Below are 20,244 nucleotides of genomic sequence, written 5' to 3' on the forward strand. Positions count from 1 at the left end.
CATGGTGTTAGAACAATTGAAGCAAGAAGTATACGAAGCGAATCTGGAATTGCCCAAGCATGGTCTGGTCAAATTCACTTGGGGTAACGCGAGTGCAGTAGATCGTGAGAGCGGATTATTCGTGATCAAGCCAAGCGGCGTGAGTTATGAAAAGATGCAGCCGAGCGATATGGTCGTCGTGGATCTGGACGGTCAAGTCGTCGAAGGCGAGATGCGACCGTCTTCGGATACGGCGACGCACGCGGTGCTGTACAAGCATTATCCGCAGATCGGCGGCATTGTACATACCCACTCCACATGGGCGACGATCTGGGCGCAAGCCGGTCTGGATGTTCCGGTGATGGGGACGACGCATGCGGATACTTTTTACGGCGCCGTGCCTTGTGCACGATTTTTAACGCCTGACGAAGTGGATCGCGGGTACGAAACGGAGACAGGGAACGTTATTATCGAAACTTTCGACAAGCTCGGTATCGATATTTTGGAAATTCCGGCGGTGCTGCTGCAAGGTCATGCGCCTTTTACCTGGGGCAAAGACGTCAAATCCGCGGTCGTGAACAGCGTGGTCTTGGAAGAAGTCTGCAAAATGAATTTGTATGCGCGTCAACTGAACCATTTTGCCAAAGAATTACCGCAAAGCATTTTGGACAAACACTATCTGCGTAAACACGGCAAAGATGCCTACTACGGTCAAAAATCGACAGGAAAAGGATGATAACAATGACAACAGCAATCGAAAAGCAGTTCTGGTTCGTGGTCGGTTCGCAACATTTGTACGGAGAAGAAGCGCTCGCCGAAGTCAAAGCCAACGCCCAAAAAATGACGGACGCGCTGAATCAAAGCGGACTGCTGCCTTATCCATTAGTGTTACAAGATTTAGCGGTGAGCGCCGATAAAATCACGAGCATCATGAAAGAAGTCAATTACCGAGACGAAGTCGCCGGAATCATCACATGGATGCACACGTTCTCGCCGGCGAAAATGTGGATTCGCGGTACGAAAATGCTGCAAAAACCGCTGCTCCATCTTGCCACGCAATATAACGAAAGTATCCCGTGGGCAACGATCGATATGGACTTTATGAACTTGAACCAAGCCGCGCACGGCGACCGGGAATACGGATTTATCAATGCGCGCCTGAACAAGCAAAACAAAGTCGTCGTCGGCTATTGGGAACGCCCCGAAGTGCAGCAGCAGATCGCGGATTGGATGGACGTGGCGGTTGCTTACAATGAAAGCTTCGGGATTAAAGTCGCTCGTTTTGGCGACAATATGCGGAACGTCGGCGTAACCGAAGGCGACAAAGTCGAAGCGCAGATTCAATTCGGCTGGACAGTCGATTACTACGGCATCGGTGATCTTGTCGAATACGTAAATGCGGTGACAGAGCCGGAAATCGATCAATTGATGGCGGAATACGCGGAACTTTATGAATTTGATTACGGCAGCAACAGCCAAGAATCTTGGGAAGCTAGCGTTCGCGTACAAGCCGGGTACGAGATCGCAATCAAACGATTTTTGGACGAAAAAGGCTATAGCGCGTTCACATCGAACTTCGAAGATCTGCACGGCATGAAGCAGCTTCCGGGTCTTGCGGTGCAACGCCTGATGGCGCAAGGCTACGGATTTGCCGGTGAAGGGGATTGGAAAACAGCGGCGCTGGATCGTCTGATGAAGATCATGAGCCATAATCAAAATACGGGCTTTATGGAAGATTACACGTACGAGATGGCAGCCGGGCAAGAAGCGATTCTCCAATCGCATATGCTGGAAGTCGATCCGTCTCTTGCGAGCAGCAAACCGAAAGTCGTAGTATCTCCGCTGGGGATCGGCGATCGCGAAGATCCGGCTCGCTTGGTATTCGACGGCAAAGCGGGCGACGGCGTTGTCGTGTCGATGATGGATCACGGCACGCATTACAAATTGCTCATTAACGAAGTCACTGCATTCGAGCCGACAGAGCCGGCGCCGCATCTTCCGGTTGCGCGAGTGCTTTGGACGGTGAAGCCGAATTTCCAAGACGGCATCAAAGCTTGGATCGAAAACGGCGGCGGTCACCATACCGTCGTATCGCTGAATCTGACAACGGATCAGATCGTAAGTTACGCGAAGCTTGTGAACTTGGAGTATGTCGTCATTAAATAGTTTTGTTTGAAAAGCGTATGGAGAAATGCTTCGGCACAAACTCCATACGCTTTTTTGTGTGCTGAAACCTGAAAGTAAATTCTGTGTTAAATTTTATCTCTTTCATGAAAAATGATGAAAAAAGTATTGACAGAATCTTTTTCAACCGGATAATGTATATAGACCGATTGGTATAATTTTTTGAGGGAAGTGTGTAGATTGAGTGAAAAGTCCAACGCCAGAGACAATATTATCAGTACGGCAGCGAGACTGTTTTTTTCACAAGGATACCATGCGACCGGGTTGAGTCAGATTGTCAAAGAAAGTCAGGCACCGAAAGGCTCTTTGTATCATTATTTTCCGAATGGAAAAGAAGAACTCGCGTCAATTTGTATTCAACAAACGAATGAATTGATTTTGCAAAAATTCGAGGATACGTTTGCAGCGCATAAGAGTGCCGCAGACGGCATTCATCAGTTTGTTCAAGATATGGCTCACGAGACCGAAGCCGCAGGGTTCACCGGATTTTTGCCGTTTAGCTTTTGGGCAGCGGTCGAGACGTCTTGTATTAGCCAGAACCTACGCAAAATGTGCCAAGGCGTATTCGCCGATTGGCAACGGGTGATTGCCCGACAATTGATTCATGAAGGAATGGAGACTGCCAAAGCTGAAGATACGGGGCTACTGATCATCTCTTTGCTAGAAGGTGCGCTGATTATCAGCTTGACGAATCAAGATAAACAGCCTCTTTTAACCGCGTCGAATTACATGGCGGCGGTCACCAAGCATGCCAAAGAAATACAGTCTCATCCGTAAGTCACAAGAAAGTTCGAGATGTTCGAGGAGGATGAAAGCGTGGAAGGTACGATGAAAGCGGGTTCGGTTGAGACCCCAAAAGAAACACAGCAATATAAAGTATTCCCGATTTTGTTTGCGATGTTGTTAAGTGGTTTTATCGGTTTGTTTGGCGAAACAGCGTTGAACGTTGCGTTAACTCCTCTAATGTCGCTGCTGGAAGTAGGTCCGACCACGATCCAATGGCTGACGACCGGTTATCTGCTCGTATTGGGCGTATTGGTTCCGGTATCGGGCTTGCTGCTTCAATGGTTCACGACGCGTCAATTGTTCACGACGTCGCTGGTGTTTTCGATCGCGGGAACGTTGGTTGCGGCATTGGCACCGAGTTTTGAAATTTTGCTGCTCGCACGCGTGTTGCAAGCAGTCGGTACAGCATTGCTGTTACCGCTCATGTTCAATACGATCTTGGTTATTTTCCCGATTGAAAAGCGCGGCGCCGCAATGGGCTTGATCGGTCTTGTGATCATGTTTGCACCCGCAAGCGGTCCAAGTATTTCGGGCTTGATCTTGGCGAACTTGAGCTGGCATTGGATCTTCTGGATTTCGCTTCCGTTCTTCGTGATTTCCTTGATCTGCGGATTATTGTTCTTGCCGAATATTTCTAAGCTTACGAAGCCGAAGATTGATATCGTATCGATTGTCTTATCGACACTCGGTTTTGGCGGTATCGTATACGGCTTCAGTAGTGCGGGCGGTCACGGCGAAGGCGGCGGCGGTTGGACAAGCCCAATCGTAATCGGTACGTTATTGATCGGCGTATTGTCGCTCGTATTCTTTAGCTTCCGTCAGTTGAAAATGAAGCAACCGCTGATTGATCTGCGAGCATTCAAATATCCGATGTTCACGATCGGTCTGATCTTGGTCTTCATCTCGATGATGCTGATTTTGTCTTCGATGTTGATCTTGCCGATGTACTTGCAACAAGGCATGGCAGTTACCGCGCTTACAGCGGGTCTGGTCTTGCTTCCGGGCAGCTTGCTCAACGGTTTGTTGTCTCCAATTATGGGTCGTTTATTCGATAAATTCGGACCAAAATGGTTAGTTCGTATCGGTCTTGCAATCGTAGCAATTGTATTGTTCTTGTATACGAGCATCAACCCAGGCACATCACTGGGCTTGATCATCACTTTGCATATCTTTATGATGATCGGGATTTCGATGGTCATGATGCCTGCGCAAACGAACGGTCTGAACCAGTTGCCGCCTGCGTACTATCCGCACGGTACAGCGATCATGAATACGTTGCAGCAAGTATCGGGCGCGATCGGTACAGCTGTAGCCGTAAGTATCTTGAGCGCGGGGCAAATGAACTTCTTAAAAGGAGTTGCAGACCCAGCAGATCCGGCGAACCAATTGGCTGGATTCACATCCGGCGTACAAGGTGCATTCGTGTTCGCGATGGTACTGGCGATTGTCGGTCTGATTGCAGCATTCTTTATCAAACGTGTAAATGTAGGATCGGGAGCAAAATCCGATACGCCTATGCACTAAATTTTGATTAAATAGCGAAGGCTCCCTAATCCAGGGAGCTTTCTTTTTTTGCATACAGATCATTCATTTGCTGCAAATAAGCTCGGAATTCTGCGAGATAATCGCTCGGCTCAATCACTTTCAGACTTGTGCCGAAGCTTGCTAGAAACTGAAAGCCGATCTCGTTTTGAGGAACGAGCAACGTCGCGAGTAACTCTTGATCACTGTAGGGAGCGATACTTGTTCGACCGTAGCGTTCAATCATGCGATCTTGGATTATCGGAGAAATTAGAGCTTGAACCGTCACTAATTCCGGTCTATATTCGCGATCTGGCGGTAGATCAGAGGACGGTTCTCTTGGCAAAAAGGTCTGCGACGTCATCTGCAAATGATCGATCCGCGATAACTTGAACAGCCGCGTATCCATACGCTCCAGGCAAAAGCCTTTGACATACCAACTGCTTTCATTGAAATGAATTTGTATAGGCTCGATGGTACGGCTCGTCGTCTGCCCCGTTCGGTCGATATAACCGAACGTTAATATTTTTCGCTCCGTAATCGCGGTTTGGCAGATTTTTAATACATCCCGCAATTGAGATCGTCCGTCCCAGTCGTAAAAAGAAAGCTCGATCGAATGTGCAGGCATCGACGTACTGATCATCGCTTCGATCTTTCGGATCGTAAGGGCGACTTCTTCGCTCAATAAAATCTTTTCCAATCCGCCAAGCGCACTCAAAATATGCTCTAGATCGGCACTGGTTAATAGACGTTTGTCCATTTTATACGTATCCATAATTCCATAGCCGCCGTTCGTTCCGTTGACCGCATAGATCGGGATATTGGCAAGACTTAGCGTCTCCATATCTCGCAAAATCGTTCGTTTGGTTACGCCGTAAAGCTGCGCAAATTCGTTGCTGGATACGATTTGTTTGCGCAGAAGTACCATAATGATCGAGATCAACCGTTCGACTTTGTCCATAAAAACTCCTTTGAAATATTGATTCTTACATTTGGAACGGTGACAGACAGTTGTCATCGATCCTAGCTTATCATAGGCGTATAACAAAGAGGAGGTTACGAATGATGGCAGCAATCGTATATTTGAATTTTGACGGAAACGCAAAGCAGGCGATCGATTTTTATACACAAGCTTTGACAGCGACAGCGGTGAAATCCGTGACTTTTGGAGACATGCCGCAAAATCCAGAGTATCCATTACCGGAAAATGAACAAAGTATGATCATGGAATCTTCTCTGCAATTTGAAGGCGGAAAGTTGATGATGTCCGACGTATTGCCTTCGATGAAATCGGTGACAGGGGAATGGGTGCAAGGAAATAATATGTTGGTGACGCTGGTACTCGAGGATAAAGCTCAACTTCAACGGTATTTTGATCGGTTGTCAGAAGGCGGAATCGTCACGATGCCATTGTCAGAAGTACCGTGGTCGTCTTGCTTCGGGATGTTGATCGATCGCTTCGGCATCCACTGGAAGTTCAACCGTGACGCAGATACGTTCTTGGATCGGGTCTATGCTCAAAAGCAATCTTAAATAGCGAAAAAAAGTCTTGCCCAGCAAGGCTTTTTTTGTTTGTGTGCGTTACGTTTTTACTTGCTGATCCAGCGTATAATAAACCAAACACCTTTCTACATACCTACTTTACAAAAAAGGAGCATATCTTAATGAATCTTACACTCAACTGGATCACGCTGCGCGTGCGCGATCTGGATAAGTCGATTGCTTTTTACCATGAGATTCTAGGTCTGCCTATACAGCGTCGCTTCGAAAGTCGAGGCAAACAAATCGCGATGCTGGGCGCCGAAAGTCAGCCGAAGATCGAATTGATTCAAGGAAGCGACTTGATCGTGCAACCGGATAATGGCGTATCGGTTGGGTTCGAAGTGAAGTCTTTGGATGCCGCGATGAACGAACTTGAGGAAAAAGGCATAGCGATCTCGCGGGGACCGATTCAACCGAATCCGCATCTGCGTTTCTTTTATATTCTTGACCCGGACGGTTTCGAGGTCCAGTTGGCGCAGCATCGATAAGAGATCATTGACTGAATAGAAACCGTTTTAGTCTCTATACCAAGCGAGCAAACTACGATATGATAAATGCAACATACAACCAATCTGCAAGATGCGCCGGAAGGGGAATTTACGATGGAATTTAACGACGTGATTCACGGACACCGCTCGATTCGCCAATATGAAGATCGGGAAGTCAGTCAAGAAGTGCTGGGACGGATTTTGGAAGCGGGCATTCGCGCCTCGTCCAGCGGTAACATGCAGTCGTATTCGATTATCGTGACGCGCGACAAAGCGCTTCGGGAAAAGTTGTATACGCCGCATATGGATCAGTCGATGGTACTGGACGCGCCTATATTGCTGACATTCTGCGCCGATTTCAACCGGATGCGCAAATGGCTGACGCTTAACGACGCGCCGGTGCATTTTGACAACTATATGAGCTTTATGATCGGTACGATCGACGCAACCTTAGCTTCGCAAAACTGCGCGTTAGCGGCAGAAAACGAAGGCTTGGGCATCTGCTACATGGGCTCGACGCTTGCAAATTGCGATCAGATCGGCGAACTGTTGAATTTGCCGCCGGGCGTCGTGCCGGTAGTCGGCTATTCGCTCGGTTATCCTGCAGAATCGCCGCCTCTACGCGACCGTTTGCCGCAGCAAGGGCTTGTACATTACGAGCAGTATCAAGATTATACGGACGAGCAGATTGAAGACATCTACGAAGACCGCAACGAAAAAGGCTGGCAGCGTTATATGGACGTTCCCAAGCTCAAAGCGATGACCGAAGAACTCGGCTTGAAAAATCTAGCCCAAGTCTATACCATCGCGAAGTACACCAAAGAATCGCATCTGGAGTATTCGCAGACGATTTTGAATTATTTGAAAAAGCAGAATTTTATGAATAACGATGAAGTGAACTGAGTATATCGGATGAGAAGTAAAGCTACCGTCTGCGTTTTGTGGACGGTAGCTTTTTGATGAGGCGCAAGTCACTCGATAATATTCAATGCGTAACTTTATATTCGCTCTCAGTGTCTATATAACTGGGGTGTTGTTATCGGTGACTTGATGGGAATGATATTACTTGCTATACTTTTGCTCGTTTCATTTAGAGCCGTGCGCTATGGAGTCGATCATCGTTCCGAAGAAAACATAGCTTTGCTTCTTTTGGGCGTGCTTGTGTGCATCGGCGATCACGGTTCGGCTTTTTTTGACTGGGCGAGAAGGGTTTATCCTTTGGCTGTATTATTTTATTTTGTGATTTATGCCGCTTTCCGAGGGCGCAAGCGAAGTAAGCAGAACGATCTTTAAGCATACGATCTAAACGAATATTCCTTGAAAAGAAAAACCCCGACCTAATAAAGGTCGGGGTTTTTGGCATACCTATCGTTTATCGCTTAGCGAGCATGGTAAGCTCGCGTCACGATCTTGTAGCCGCCTACCGCGTTATGCGGCGTGCTCAATTCCTCGCCGCGTTGTTCCAACACGTCGCTGGCGTAAGCCGCTTCGACGTCGAAGCCGACTTCGACATTCAGCGAAGCTTCTTCGTCCGCGAGGTTGTACCAGCGGACGATCACGTCTTGAGTCTCCGCATTCAGTTTCAATGCGGAGAACGCCATCGTCGTGTCGGATTCGTTCCAGCCGACGAATTGCGACGATAGCGGCAGCGTGCTTGCCGCATCTGCTGCGGCGCCGGCGTTCGCTGCGCGAACCGGCTTCTGCGCATCGCGCTCCGAAGCGTCCGCAAGCGTTCCGGCTTGCACGACGGTCCACGGCACCGGATAGCTATACGCTTCTCCGATCGCACCCGACTTCGCGGCATCGCCCGCGAAAGGACGGATCGCATACTCGGTCGTCTGCTCTCCCAGACATTGCGCTTCCGGCGTCTCGAACACGCCCCAGTCGCCAAGTTCCGACGACGCGCGAAGCAGCGTCACGGCAATCGTGTTACGCCCGTCGCGCAACACTTCATACTCGTTCAAGCCTTTGTTCGCGATCAATAACCCTTGCTCGCCATCGGTCACATGCACAAATCCTTGTTGATGCTGTGCATTGCTTGGATTGATCCATTCTTTTGCCGGCGCCGTATCCCGCTTCGCGACTTCGAAGATCGAATCCGCGTAATGGTGATCGACTTGGATACCGGTCGGGAATAAGGCACGCAGACGATGGTCTTTCGCCTGGTTGTTGAACGAAGTGCGTACTTTCACCATTTCGCTGCCGGCTTCCAGCGTATACTCCGTCGTCAGCACGAGCGGAACAGTCTGCTTTTTGCGCTGCGCCGTACGTTCCGTGAACGGAACCATCTGACGTTTTTCCATATCGAACGTCTCGTCTGCGCTAACCGGAATCTCCCAGCGCAATACGCTTTGGATGACCGCGCGGTACGGCGAATGTTCCACGACCGTAATCTCGGCTTGCAGATGTTCCGTCGTTAGCGTTTTTTCGCCTTCCGGCTGGCGATATACATATTCATTTCCGATATCGCCCGTATTTTCGAACACGTTCAGCCCGCTATAGATATGACCGCTTGCTTTGAGCTGCACAGTCAAAGACCCGTTGGCTTCTACGGTCGCGCTGAGCTTGTCGTTTTCAATCGTATTTCCGTTGACGACGACCGAAGATACAGCATCCGATTGGATATTCGACTCTTGCACAGGGGCCGATTCGGTAGGCACAAGTGCATACGTCCGGTACGACAAGGAAGGCACGTCGACCGCTTGGAAAATGACTTTTACTTTGCGCGCGATATACGGTTGGCGGAACCGGTCTTTCGGCAATTCATAGCCGAAGTGCGCGCCGAGGTCTTGAATCTCGGCGGTATAGACGCGCCCGGTTTCGTCTTGAACGACGAACGTCGGCAGCGGAGTCGATTCTAGTTCGCGCGCCAGAGCTTGCGGATTAGGGCCTTCCGGGAAATACTTTTTCCCGATCAACAATTCGGTCTCAAGCACGCCGCTGCGTGTCAAGCCCGCTGTATTGAAAGCAACGAAAGGCACAGCGCCTTCGCCCCATTGCGCCAACACTTCCTGATTGATCGCAGCTGCAATCGCTTCTGCGCTTTGCTGCGCGATTTTTTCCGCGACATGGCTGCTTTTCGCAAAACGGGTCAACATCTCGCGGTGCACTTCGTCCACGCTACAGCCGCAAATGCTGTCATGCGGATGATTCTGCATTAACGTTTTCCAAGCATAAGTCAGCAGATGGTGCGGGTAAGCTTTCACCCCGGCAAGATGCGCCATCGTCGCGAGCGGCTCGGTCACTTTTTCAAGCAATGTCTGACCTTGCTGGTTCAATTGCTTGAGATACACGCGCGCAGAAGCGGTGTTTACAAGCGTGCCCCAACCGTCTGTGTGCTGACTGCGCAATTCGCCTTGAATAACTGCCAGATCGTCCGGTACTTCCGCAGCTACAGCTTGGATATAATCGTCGAAATTCGAATGAACGAATTCAATATCCGGGTACAGTTCCGACGAGACTTTGATCGCTTCCGGCAGATCGGTCTGGATCGGTTGATGGTCGCAGCCGTTCATGAACAGCAGATGATTCGTCGAAGCGAATTTCTCGGCGTCCGGTAAGTTTTTGTCCCAATACGCTTTGGCTTTGTCGGCTTCGGCAGGCACTTCCATCCCGTTGCAATACCAGTTGGCAAACAAAATCCCGAGTACTTCCGAACCGTCCGGTGATTTCCAGATCATTTCGGAATACGGCGATTCATAACTATCCGCATCTACGACCGCGTTATTGAAACCTGTCGGTTTGACGCCGCGTCCGAAGATCGCGTTATCGATCCCGGCTTGTTGCAAAATTTGCGGCGCTTGCCCCATATTGCCGAACGAATCCGGGAAATAGCCGGTTTTGGATAACACGCCGAACGGCTTCGCGTCTTGATGCCCGATCAGTAGATTCCGCAAATTCGCTTCGCTGCTTGTCAAAAATTCATCCTGCAAAATATACCACGGCCCGAATTGAATCCGACCTTCGCGGATATATTTGTCCAGACGTTCTTGTTGATCCGGCCGGACTTGCAAATAGTCTTCGCGAATAATCGTTTGCCCATCCAGATGGAAATACCGATATTCCGGGTCTTGATCGAGCGTATCGAGCAATTTGTCCATCAGCTCAATCAGCAATACATGATGGTGTTCGTAAGGCATATACCATTCCCGATCCCAATGCGTGTGCGAGATCAGATGAACCGTTTTTTTGTCAGACATATGAACCTCCTATAAAATCGCGGGTTTCTTTTGCCGGCAGCTTAACCTTTTGTCGCGCCGCCCATACTGAATCCTTTGGACATATAACGTTGCGAGAAGATATACAGAACAACCGAAGGCATCGTGTATAGCAGAGAGAATGCTGCAAGTCTACCATACTCGACCATGCCGTGACTGCCGAAAAATTGATAGATCGTAACGGAAGCCGGCAGTTTGTCCGGAGTTTGGAGCAAAATATACGGAACGAAGAAGTTGCCCCAGCTTCCTGAAAAGGTGAAGATCGCAATCGTCGAAATACCCGGAAGCATGAGCGGAGCGACCACTTTACGCAGCCCGGTCCAGACCGAAGCGCCGTCCATCCAAGCTGCTTCTTCCAGATCGATCGGCACGGAGTCCATAAAGTTTTTCATCATCCAGATGCCGTAAGGCAGGGAAGACGAGGTTAGGAACAACATCGTAGCGAAGATCGAGTTTTGCAGATTCAAGTACAAGAACATTTGGAAGACGGGAACCATAACCGCCGTGATCGGCAGCGCCGTCATGAACAAAATCGAGAGTAAGAAGCTTTTTTTGAATCGCATTTCGTAACGGGATAGCGGATAAGCCGCAAGTACGGATACGACGACGACAAGCAGCGCTTGACCGCCCGATAAGATCAGACCGACGCCGAATGAACGCAGATTGCTGGAATCGCTTAAGACGTCTTTAAAGTTTTGCAATGTCCAGGTGTCCGGTGCTTTGATGCCTTGCTGTGCGTTAGGATCGAATGAAGCAAGAATGATCCAGAGCAGCGGCAGTAAAAAACACAGACCGAGAATCACTAAAATGCCATATTGAATATTACGTTGTAATCGATGTTTGACCATTGCGGTTGCACCTCCTTCAGCTTAGACCTTAACTTTCATCGAACGCATATAGAACAGACTTGCCACAATTCCGATTAGAAGCAGCACGAGCGAGATCGCCGTACCGTAACCGAATTGATAATTGACGAATGCTTGATTGTACATAAAGATCGGGAGCGTTTGCGTCGACGTACCCGGCCCGCCGCCAGTCATCGTATACACCAGTGTGAATACGCCAAGGGTTTGGAGCGTAACGAGCATCATATTGGTAACAATCGAGCCTTTCACCATAGGAATGGTAATATGGCGAATGATTTGGAAGCCGGTTGCACTATCGATAATCGCGGCTTCTTCGACTTCTTTCGGAATATCATCGAGTGCGGACTGATATACCATCATCGAGAATGCCGTACCGTGCCAGATGTTGGCTATAATGACACTGACCATCGGGAACGAGAACAACCACGATATCGGGCTTACGCCGAACCATCCCAAAATCTGATTAAGCGAACCGCTATCACTGAAAAACGCGACCATACAAAAAGCAACAACGATCTCAGGCGTCACCCAACCTGCAATAACGATAATGCCGATGATTCGGCGGAACGTGACATTTTTTTCTTTCATTAGAAGTGCCAAAATAAATCCAAGCAGCACTTGTCCGATTACAGCGGAAAAAATCAGGAAGATCAATGTGCGCCAAACGCTAATCCGAAAATCCGGGTCTTGGAACATATTGACGAAGTTTTGGAAACCGACGAATTCAAGGCTTTTCGCAGCCGCGCCGGTCAATGCCATATTGGTAAAAGCCAGTCCGATCGTCAGAAAGATCGGTACGATGAAAAAGATCAACAGCAGCAAAACGGAGGGCATCAAAAACAGGTACGCTCCGGGCATTTTTCGGGTCATAATTCACACTCCATTCGCGGAAGGGGGCGGAGAAGCCGACGCTCCTCCGCCCCGTAGATGGCAATCAGGTTGATGCTGAATCTTTATTCGATGCTATCTGCACCAAGCGAGCGAGATACGTTTTCTTTCAATTGGGTCACGGCATTTTCCGGTGTCAGATTGCCGGAAGCGATACTTTCGACGATACTTTGCAGTTGCGCCGATACCGTCGCATACTGATCGTTCGCCGGGCGGAAATGAGCGACATTCAATAATTCTTGCGCTTCTTCGACGAATGGACGATCGGTATATCCTTCGACATCGACCGAATCGTTACGTGGGCTAAGGCTACCTTCGGCTACTACGCGTCCGGTTGCATTTTCTTTGTTCATCAAGAACTCCATGAATTTCCAAGCCGCATCTTTTTGCTGCGCTTGAGCCGGAATCGACCATGCCCAGCCGCCCGACATTGTCGTCGAACCCGGTTCTTGACCGTTTTGGGTCGGGAATGGAGCGAAGCCCATTTTGTCTTGAACATTTTCGATCGGCGCTGCGCCGTCAGCCGACCAAGTCGAACCTGCCCAGCTTCCGTCTACTGCCATCGCCAGTTTGTCTTGCGGGAGCAGCTGCTGGAACGCGATACTGCCTGCTTGGCCGTTGAGTGCGACTTGCATCGACGGCCCGACTTTATCTACGTTGAACAGCTGATTGATAAAGTTGAACGAGTCGAGCATCCCTTGGCTGTCCAGATCCCATTTTTTGCTTTCATCGTTGTAAAGTTTATCTTCGGTGCCGTACAGCAGCATTTCCAAAGTCTGCATCGTTACGCCTTCGCCGTTGGATTTGCCGACGATCATGTTCAGCGGCGTTACATCCGGCAATTTCTGCTTGATCGTTTGAGCGGCTTCGAGCACTTCTGCCCAGCTTTTTGGCTCAAAAGGAATCGGAAGACCGGCTTGTTTGAACAAATCTTTGTTATACCAAATGCCGCGCGTATCGGACGTTGCCGGAACGCCGTACACTTTGCCGTCTTCGCCGGTTACGCCGGCTTTAAGATTTTCGATAATATGTTCGTCCCAATCCGACCAACCTTTGACTTGCATATCGAGCGGTTCCAGATAGCCGGCTGCCGCATCGGATTTGATAATCGAAGTGTCTTCCGCAATCAGATCAGGCGCAGTATCCGGAGATTTCATTTGCAAGACCATTTTGGACGTATAGTCGCCTTCGCTGGCAAGAACCGGAGCGATATTGATTTTGATATCCGGGTTTTCTTCTTCGAACTTGGTTACAAGGCCAGATTCGAAAAATTTGGTCAACGTATCTTGCGAACCGGAAGAGCGGAACGACACGGTGACTTCGGTTTTACCGTCAGATGCCGCGTTGCCGCCGCCACCCGAACATGCTGCCGTGAAGATCAAAGCGGAAGCCATAGCGGTTGTTGCGATCGTTTTGAATGGAATCGTCTTTCTCATGAAGATTCTCCTCTATGGGATATGTAGTCCCGGTTTATTTGGTGATACGAATACCGCAATAATCCATAATCAATTCGCTAAACAACATGTTCGACCAAGAGAACCACGGACGAGTAAATTCGCTTGGATCATTGGCAGAAAATCCTTCGTGAGTAAGCCCCGTATCGGCATCCGTGTCGCGGATCAGTTCCAGCAACCGAAGCTTTTCTTCGCGTTCTTGAGACGTTAGCCCTTGCATCGATAACGCGATATGCCAGATATAACCTTCCGGCGTATGCGGGCTTCCGATTCCCGAAGCGGCGGTTCCTTCGTAGAAATAAGGGTTCGACGAGCTAAGAATAAAGCGTCGTGTATTGAGATAAATTTCGTCGTGTTCATCGACGTATCCGAGATAAGGAAGCGAGAGTAGACTTGGGACATTGGCATCGTCCATCAGATGGTGATTTCCGAAGCCGTCCGTCTCGTAAGCGTAAATTTTTCCGAATTCCGGATGTTCGACAATTGCGTGTTGCTCAATGCCGTTTTGAATCTCGGCGGATAGCTTGCGCGCTTCTTCCGCTAAAGCTTTATCGTTGTAAACGGTTTCTGCAATCTCGGTCAAATAGCGTAAAGCGACGACCGCAAACATATTGGATGGAACGAGATATCCGTATTCGCAGCAATCGTCACTCGGACGGAAGCCCGACCAAGTCATACCGGTATAGGTCGTTTCGCTGCCTTTTCCTTCACGGACGAGGGTGTCGGTGAGCGGTGCGTTTAGACGTTGGAACGTATACGGCGACTTGGTTTCGTGATGTTGCTCGGTACGCCATAATTCCAAAATCGTGTTTGCCGCTGCTCGGAACGATTCGTCGAACTGCGAAGTCTTACCGCTATTTTTCCACAATAGATAACTGAGTTGGATCGGATAAGCGAGAGAATCGATCTCGTATTTACGTTCCCAGATCCAATCGTTCATTTGCGTCAAGTCGTCTTGGTGGCCGTTGCCGCTTTCTTGTTCGTTAAAAGCGTTTGCATAAGGATCAAGGCGGATATACTCAATCTGGCGTTTGACCAGCCCTTCGATCATCGAAGCGATTTGCTCGTCTTCGCGTGCCAGCACCAGATAAGGTCGAACTTGAGCCGCAGAGTCGCGTAGCCACATCGCCGGAATATCGCCGGTAATGACAAAAGTCGTACCGTCTTCTTTTTGTTGAATGGTGGTGAGTAGGGTGTTTGTAAAACAATTTTCAAACATCGTAACCAGCTTAGGTTGATCCGGTAGGTTTTCTCGGATGCGCTCGATCATAGTCTGCAAAGATGTCGGGATTGTCGAGTTGTTAGAATCCGTCACTATTCAGCCTCCTTCAAATTCGTTCTTAAATTGAATCGCTTTCACTATCCTAATTGTATTGTAATGTCATGTCAATATGTTTATTTGAGAAAAATCACGCTTTTTTTGAATGTAAACGATATTGATATATCATATTTTAGGGACTGATTTCCTTCTTCCGCCAACAATTTCTAGCCAAAGAGAAAAAAGAAATGAATAAAAAGAGCAATAAAAAAAGCTTTTAACGGATAACTTATCCGTTAAAAGCTTAAAACTCTTGATTTCAACACGCGACCTAAAAGTTTTCGAAGAAAGACACATCGTAAGCATACGCTAACGAATTTCTCTTGTAGCGGTTTTTCTCAGCAAAACAATGCTTAAGACCGCTTAACTCCTTGCTCAACTCCCGCCGCTTCACTTACAGTAACCCCTTCAACGAGTTCGGCCGCAAGCTCCACTCTTTGCACCGTCTGATCGCTGCTTTTCATCAATTCCAGCACCATCTCAAACGCCTGCTTACCCATCTGGAACTGATTTTGCCGCAGATGGGTAATGCGGATGTCGTCTGGATTTTCCGGGCTGTCGAAGCAAATCAGCGATAGATCTTCAGGAATACGAAGTCCAAGTTGAGCCGCGGCTTCTTCCGCTAACAGGGCGATCGGATATTCCGCGGCAAACAAAGCCGTAATCTCGGGATGTTCTTTGAGATGCTGCACAATCGTATTCACATCGTTTACCCGATCTTGCGGATCGAATGAATTCGGCAATGTCGAAACCAGGGAATCCACCCACAAATCGCGATTTACCAAAATACCCCGTTCACTATGCGCTTCGACAATACCTTTGATCCGTTCTTCAATCGCTGTTGTATTGATTGGCGGCTGCGTCAGAAACGCGATATGTTGATGCCCTTGATCGAATAAACGCTGCGTGCCTATTTTGGCGGCGCTTGCATTGTCTGTGCTGACCGAAGAAGCCGGAATTCCTTTGAGGAAGCGGTCGATCATCACAAAAGGAAATTTTCCGATCACAAGCTTCAAAATCTCTTCGCTGAAATATTCGCCCTGCGCCGGGAAAATGATCAGACCGTCTACGCCGAGTTCCAGCAGTTCGACAATATTGCGTTGCTCCTGTTCAGGAATACCGAAAGAGCGGCGTAGCACGAGAAAGCTATCGTGTTCACGCGAAGCTTCTTCCATCCCGTAGACCAGCTCGGTTCCGTACATATCGCTGAAATGCGTAATCACTAGACCGATCAGCGGTTTGCGTTTAGGCGCCGAAGGTCGTTCGCTTTTTTTATCCGAAAGCCCGAGATTTGAAGGCTCATTGCTAGTTTGCAGAGCCGGAGATTCGTCGAATGCGGACAGATCCGCCACAAAAGAACCTCGACCCGGTTGACGGACGACAAGCTGCTGCGCGACCAGCATTTCCAGCGCTTTTTTCGTCGTAATACGGCTAACTCCGAATTCGTCGCATAATTCTTTTTCGGAAGGAACCCGTTCGCCGATTTTGTATTGGTGAAGACGTATGCGTTCACGTAAAGCTTCGAATATTTGCTCGTACATCGGCTTGGAAGCCGAATCGTTTCTCAATACAAGCTCCTCCTCCAGAAACGTTTTTCTACTCTATTTCAATATAATATATCATGTTATATCAAAGAAAGGAAGAATGGAATTTCTGCGCTAGTTAGATCTTAAACAGTATACTCTTTTTCTGTAAAAAGAAAAACATGGAAAAGTCTGTATCTCTCCAATTCCAACTTCTTGCTCGGAATCTAGCGACCATCTCAATAAAACGGTTAATAATAAGGACATCTCAACGTCTTTCTACCTCAGATCGAAAAGGAGAACCTTATAGCACATGCAAAGAACAACTCTCTCTTCGCAGTTTTGGCAAAATGACGGCAACGACTTACTCCTTCAAGTTCCGACCGAATTTAGTTTCACACAAAATTACGACCATCTATCTACCGCTACGAATGAATCTCTATATACGCTCAAAGACGGCGCGATCTACAAAGCTATCGCTGTCGGTAATGTGGATACAGTCGTCGCGATCACTCCGGAAGATGCTGCCCACTTACGTATTCGTTGGATCGACGAGCCACAAGTTCAAAATGAGATGTTGCGTGCTGGCGTCGCTAGGTACGTCTACGATTGGTTTGATCTAGGTACGGATTTGAAGCCTTTTTACAAAATGGCAGAGCAAGACGAGCTGCTTCGGCAAGCCGTGGCTTCGTTCTACGGGCTACGCAATATGGGAATTCCCGATCTATACGAAGCGATTTGTTGGGGGATTCTCGGTCAGCAGATCAACCTGTCTTTTGCGTATACGTTAAAACGAAGATTTGTCGAAAATTTCGGTAGAAGTATTCAGCGCGAAGGCGAAGAATATTGGCTATTTCCGACTGCGGAGACCATTGCGGCTTTGACGCCGGAAGATTTGTCCGCGGTCGGCATGACGACGGTCAAAAAATGCGAATACCTCGTCGATACCGCCAAATTGATTGCAAGCGGGAAGTTAAGCAAAGATCAACTGCTCCAAACGCAAAACGTCAAACAAGCCGAAAAGGAACTCGTTAAAATTCGCGGCATCGGTCCGTGGACGGCTCATTATGTACTGATGCGTTGCTTGCGAATGCCGGATGCTTTTCCGATCGACGACGTGGGTCTGCATCATGCGATTCGCCATGTATTGGGTCTGGACACTAAGCCAAGCAAAGAACGGATTTTGGAGCTTTCCGCCGGATGGACAGCTTGGGAATCGTATGCCACGTTTTATTTATGGCGCTTATTGTATTAAGGTGTTTTTATACATCCAAATTTGAACTCGGAAAGGGGAAAAACAAATGGATCATCAAGCTGCACGCCGAGCTGCCAATGAAATGCCGGAAGGTACACAGGTGTTATACGGAGATTTTGCCGAAGCCGGCAATTTTTATTCATGTAATTATCATCCGAATGTGGTCTATGCCAATCATGAAGGTACGGAGCGAACGCTTCAGATTATTCAGCCGCAACGCGAAGGGTACCTGTTCCCGCTCATTATTTTTATTCAAGGATCAGCTTGGCGTCCTCAGCAGATGTATGGCGCGATTCCGAACTTGTCGCATATTGCGGCTAAAGGTTACGTAATCGCCAGCGTGCAGATTCGCGATACCGATATTGCTCCTTTTCCGGCGGCGCTTGAAGACGTGAAAAGCGCACTGCGATTTATGCGCGCACACGCGTCCGAGTATAGTGTCGATCCAAAGCGTGCTGCGGTATGGGGCGATTCGTCCGGCGGGCATTTGTCCTTGATGACGGGTCTGACGATCGGACAATATAATAACGGATCGCATGCCGATCAGTCGGACGAAGTGCTGGCGGTGATTGATTATTACGGCGTAACCGATCTGCTGACTTTGGGAAAACATAACGATATTCTGGATCATGACGCGGCAGATGCGCCGGAAGGATTATTTGTCGGCGGTAAAGTCCAAGAGCATCAAGAAGTAGCGAAAAAAGCGAGCCCACTGCATCAAGATTTAAGCGGCAAACTTCCGCCTTTTCTGATTATTCACGGAGATTCCGACCGCATCGTGCATATCAATCAGAGTATCGAAATGTACAAAGCGCTGCGAGCGAACGATCAGAACGTTCTGTTTTATAAAGTAGCCGGAGCGGATCATGGTACCGGAATCTGGAGTCCGCAAGTACTGGAGATTACCGCTAAATTTTTATCCACGCATCTGAATCGTCCGTTTACAGATAAGCTGAACTTTCAACAGCGGAGCGATTAAGCCATGACTTATTCAGAGCGCGAAGAAATCATGAATATTCACGTGAAGATCAATGAAGAGATTCGGATGAGTCATCCAGAAGGAGCTTCCGTCGTCATGATTCTTTTTAGCGGTCATGCGACCGGAGCCTTTTTCGAAGGCGATATTCTAAATGGCGGCGTAGATACGCAGATGATCGGAAAAGGTGGCTCAGATCATCATCTATCCGCTCGGTATATGCTGCGTGGAAACGACCATACGGGACAAAGTTGCGAGATTTATATCGAGAACAACGGGAAGTTTGATTCCAGTGTAACGGATGTTCTTTTTCGCACCACGCCGCGGCTATTTACGAATAGCTCTGCGTTGTCTTTTTTAAACGACAGTATATTAATTGGAGAAGGCTTGCCGTCAGAAGATGGCGTGAAGATTGTGATTTATCGGCAAACGTAACAAGGAAGTACGGAGAAAGCCCTGTCCTGCAAAGGAATAGGGCTTTTTTGTATGCAAAAATAAAGGTTAAAAAAGATAAAAATACCTATTGACTGTTCGAACAAACAGTTTTATATTAAAAGCACGAACTGACTGTTCAATCAAACAGTTTTTAAAAATCAAGGTATGAATTAGGAGCGAATAGATATGACAAATGAACAATCTCCGCCTCAGGACGAACGAAAAGCCGCAATCATGCAAGCTGCTTTTACTTTATTCGGTCAAGTCGGATATGCCAAAGCTTCAATGAAAGAGATCGCCGCAAGAGCGGGAGTTGCTCAAGGGTTGATCGGCTATCACTTCGGTACGAAAGAAACATTGCTCGTCGAAGTGGTCAGAGAGTGGATGATCAATCGCGGTATGAAAGCTGCTTTTGCTCAGATCGATCCCACATCTACGCCGCAAGACATGCTGCAACAAGGGTTGCAGCATGTAGCGACGTTCCGCAAAGAAAACCCGGAGTGGTTTACACTCCTCATCAGTTTATGGTCAGAGAGCGTCAATAACGAGAAGCTTGCTGCCGAACTGCTCAGCATCTATACGCAGATGAAAGCCGGCATTATGCACGTGCTTGATCGATTGGAGTTACCTCTACAGCAACAAGAGAAAGAGCTTCTCGCATCGCTGATCCAGGCAGTCTTCGACGGGCTTACGTTGCAATCGCCGTCGCTACTCACCGAAGCCCCGATTTCGTACGAGCAAGTGTCGCAAAGTATCGGCTGGATTCTCGGCGGTATTCAATCTCAAAATCAACCTAAAGGAGATCAATAATC

Annotated in this window: 18 protein-coding genes; 11 read left to right on the plus strand and 7 right to left on the minus strand. The window is 48.4% G+C overall.

Features of this window, described 5'->3' with window-relative positions:
* The first annotated feature begins 4 nt into the window (after nt 1-4).
* The 4 genes from NOM90_RS13265 (at nt 5) to NOM90_RS13280 (ending at nt 4,473) form a co-directional block, all read left to right on the plus strand.
* Nucleotides 5-715 carry an L-ribulose-5-phosphate 4-epimerase gene (locus NOM90_RS13265; protein WP_255943025.1) on the plus strand — a complete coding sequence of 237 codons (711 nt, stop codon included), beginning with the start codon at nt 5-7 and terminating at the stop codon, nt 713-715.
* Nucleotides 716-720: 5 nt separating this feature from the next.
* Complete coding sequence (gene araA / locus NOM90_RS13270) at nt 721-2,145, plus strand: L-arabinose isomerase (protein WP_255942551.1); 1,425 nt, start codon at nt 721-723, stop codon at nt 2,143-2,145.
* A gap of 198 nt (nt 2,146-2,343) precedes the next feature.
* Nucleotides 2,344-2,940 (plus strand): TetR/AcrR family transcriptional regulator, encoded by a 597-nt coding sequence (locus NOM90_RS13275; protein ID WP_255942552.1) that lies wholly within the window; start codon nt 2,344-2,346, stop codon nt 2,938-2,940.
* Between the two features lie 51 nt (nt 2,941-2,991).
* Nucleotides 2,992-4,473: a DHA2 family efflux MFS transporter permease subunit gene (locus tag NOM90_RS13280; protein ID WP_255943027.1), complete on the plus strand. Its 1,482-nt coding sequence runs from the start codon at nt 2,992-2,994 to the stop codon at nt 4,471-4,473.
* A gap of 25 nt (nt 4,474-4,498) precedes the next feature.
* On the opposite strand, the gene NOM90_RS13285 is transcribed toward NOM90_RS13280, so the two are convergent.
* Nucleotides 4,499-5,431: a helix-turn-helix transcriptional regulator gene (locus NOM90_RS13285; RefSeq protein WP_255942553.1), complete on the minus strand. Its 933-nt coding sequence runs from the start codon at nt 5,429-5,431 to the stop codon at nt 4,499-4,501.
* Nucleotides 5,432-5,535: 104 nt separating this feature from the next.
* Here NOM90_RS13285 and NOM90_RS13290 point away from each other — a divergent pair, with 104 nt between their 5' ends.
* The 3 genes from NOM90_RS13290 (at nt 5,536) to NOM90_RS13300 (ending at nt 7,403) form a co-directional block, all read left to right on the plus strand.
* On the plus strand, nt 5,536-6,003 hold the full coding sequence (locus tag NOM90_RS13290) for a VOC family protein (protein WP_255942554.1): 468 nt from the start codon (nt 5,536-5,538) through the stop codon (nt 6,001-6,003).
* A gap of 131 nt (nt 6,004-6,134) precedes the next feature.
* On the plus strand, nt 6,135-6,500 hold the full coding sequence (locus NOM90_RS13295) for a VOC family protein (RefSeq protein ID WP_255942556.1): 366 nt from the start codon (nt 6,135-6,137) through the stop codon (nt 6,498-6,500).
* 66 nt (nt 6,501-6,566) lie between these two features.
* Nucleotides 6,567-7,403, plus strand: coding sequence for a nitroreductase family protein (locus NOM90_RS13300; RefSeq protein ID WP_255942557.1), 837 nt, complete (start codon nt 6,567-6,569; stop codon nt 7,401-7,403).
* Nucleotides 7,404-7,879: 476 nt separating this feature from the next.
* On the opposite strand, the gene NOM90_RS13305 is transcribed toward NOM90_RS13300, so the two are convergent.
* From NOM90_RS13305 to NOM90_RS13330, 6 genes are all read right to left on the minus strand, one after another.
* Entirely contained in the window at nt 7,880-10,699 is a 2,820-nt protein-coding gene (locus NOM90_RS13305; protein ID WP_255942558.1) for an alpha-mannosidase, read from the minus strand.
* Between the two features lie 41 nt (nt 10,700-10,740).
* Nucleotides 10,741-11,565: a carbohydrate ABC transporter permease gene (locus tag NOM90_RS13310; protein WP_255942559.1), complete on the minus strand. Its 825-nt coding sequence runs from the start codon at nt 11,563-11,565 to the stop codon at nt 10,741-10,743.
* Nucleotides 11,566-11,586: 21 nt separating this feature from the next.
* A complete protein-coding gene (locus NOM90_RS13315; protein WP_255942560.1) occupies nt 11,587-12,453 on the minus strand; it encodes a carbohydrate ABC transporter permease in 867 nt (288 codons plus the stop codon).
* A gap of 83 nt (nt 12,454-12,536) precedes the next feature.
* Entirely contained in the window at nt 12,537-13,907 is a 1,371-nt protein-coding gene (locus NOM90_RS13320) for an extracellular solute-binding protein (RefSeq protein WP_255942561.1), read from the minus strand.
* Between the two features lie 34 nt (nt 13,908-13,941).
* Entirely contained in the window at nt 13,942-15,195 is a 1,254-nt protein-coding gene (locus NOM90_RS13325; protein ID WP_255943028.1) for a glycoside hydrolase family 125 protein, read from the minus strand.
* A gap of 401 nt (nt 15,196-15,596) precedes the next feature.
* Nucleotides 15,597-16,811, minus strand: coding sequence for a GntR family transcriptional regulator (locus NOM90_RS13330; protein ID WP_255942562.1), 1,215 nt, complete (start codon nt 16,809-16,811; stop codon nt 15,597-15,599).
* Between the two features lie 268 nt (nt 16,812-17,079).
* Between NOM90_RS13330 and NOM90_RS13335 the strand changes: the two genes are divergently transcribed.
* The 4 genes from NOM90_RS13335 to NOM90_RS13350 all read left to right on the plus strand — a co-directional run bounded on the left by NOM90_RS13335 (nt 17,080) and on the right by NOM90_RS13350 (nt 20,242).
* Nucleotides 17,080-18,021 (plus strand): DNA-3-methyladenine glycosylase family protein, encoded by a 942-nt coding sequence (locus NOM90_RS13335; protein ID WP_255942563.1) that lies wholly within the window; start codon nt 17,080-17,082, stop codon nt 18,019-18,021.
* A 46-nt stretch (nt 18,022-18,067) separates the two neighbouring features.
* Complete coding sequence (locus NOM90_RS13340; RefSeq protein WP_255942565.1) at nt 18,068-19,000, plus strand: alpha/beta hydrolase; 933 nt, start codon at nt 18,068-18,070, stop codon at nt 18,998-19,000.
* 3 nt (nt 19,001-19,003) lie between these two features.
* Nucleotides 19,004-19,432: a DUF3237 family protein gene (locus tag NOM90_RS13345; protein WP_255942567.1), complete on the plus strand. Its 429-nt coding sequence runs from the start codon at nt 19,004-19,006 to the stop codon at nt 19,430-19,432.
* Between the two features lie 186 nt (nt 19,433-19,618).
* Nucleotides 19,619-20,242 carry a TetR/AcrR family transcriptional regulator gene (locus NOM90_RS13350; protein WP_255942569.1) on the plus strand — a complete coding sequence of 208 codons (624 nt, stop codon included), beginning with the start codon at nt 19,619-19,621 and terminating at the stop codon, nt 20,240-20,242.
* Nucleotides 20,243-20,244: the final 2 nt, after the last annotated feature.

The organism is Saccharibacillus sp. JS10, from assembly GCF_024436065.1.
Lineage (GTDB): Bacteria > Bacillota > Bacilli > Paenibacillales > Paenibacillaceae > Saccharibacillus.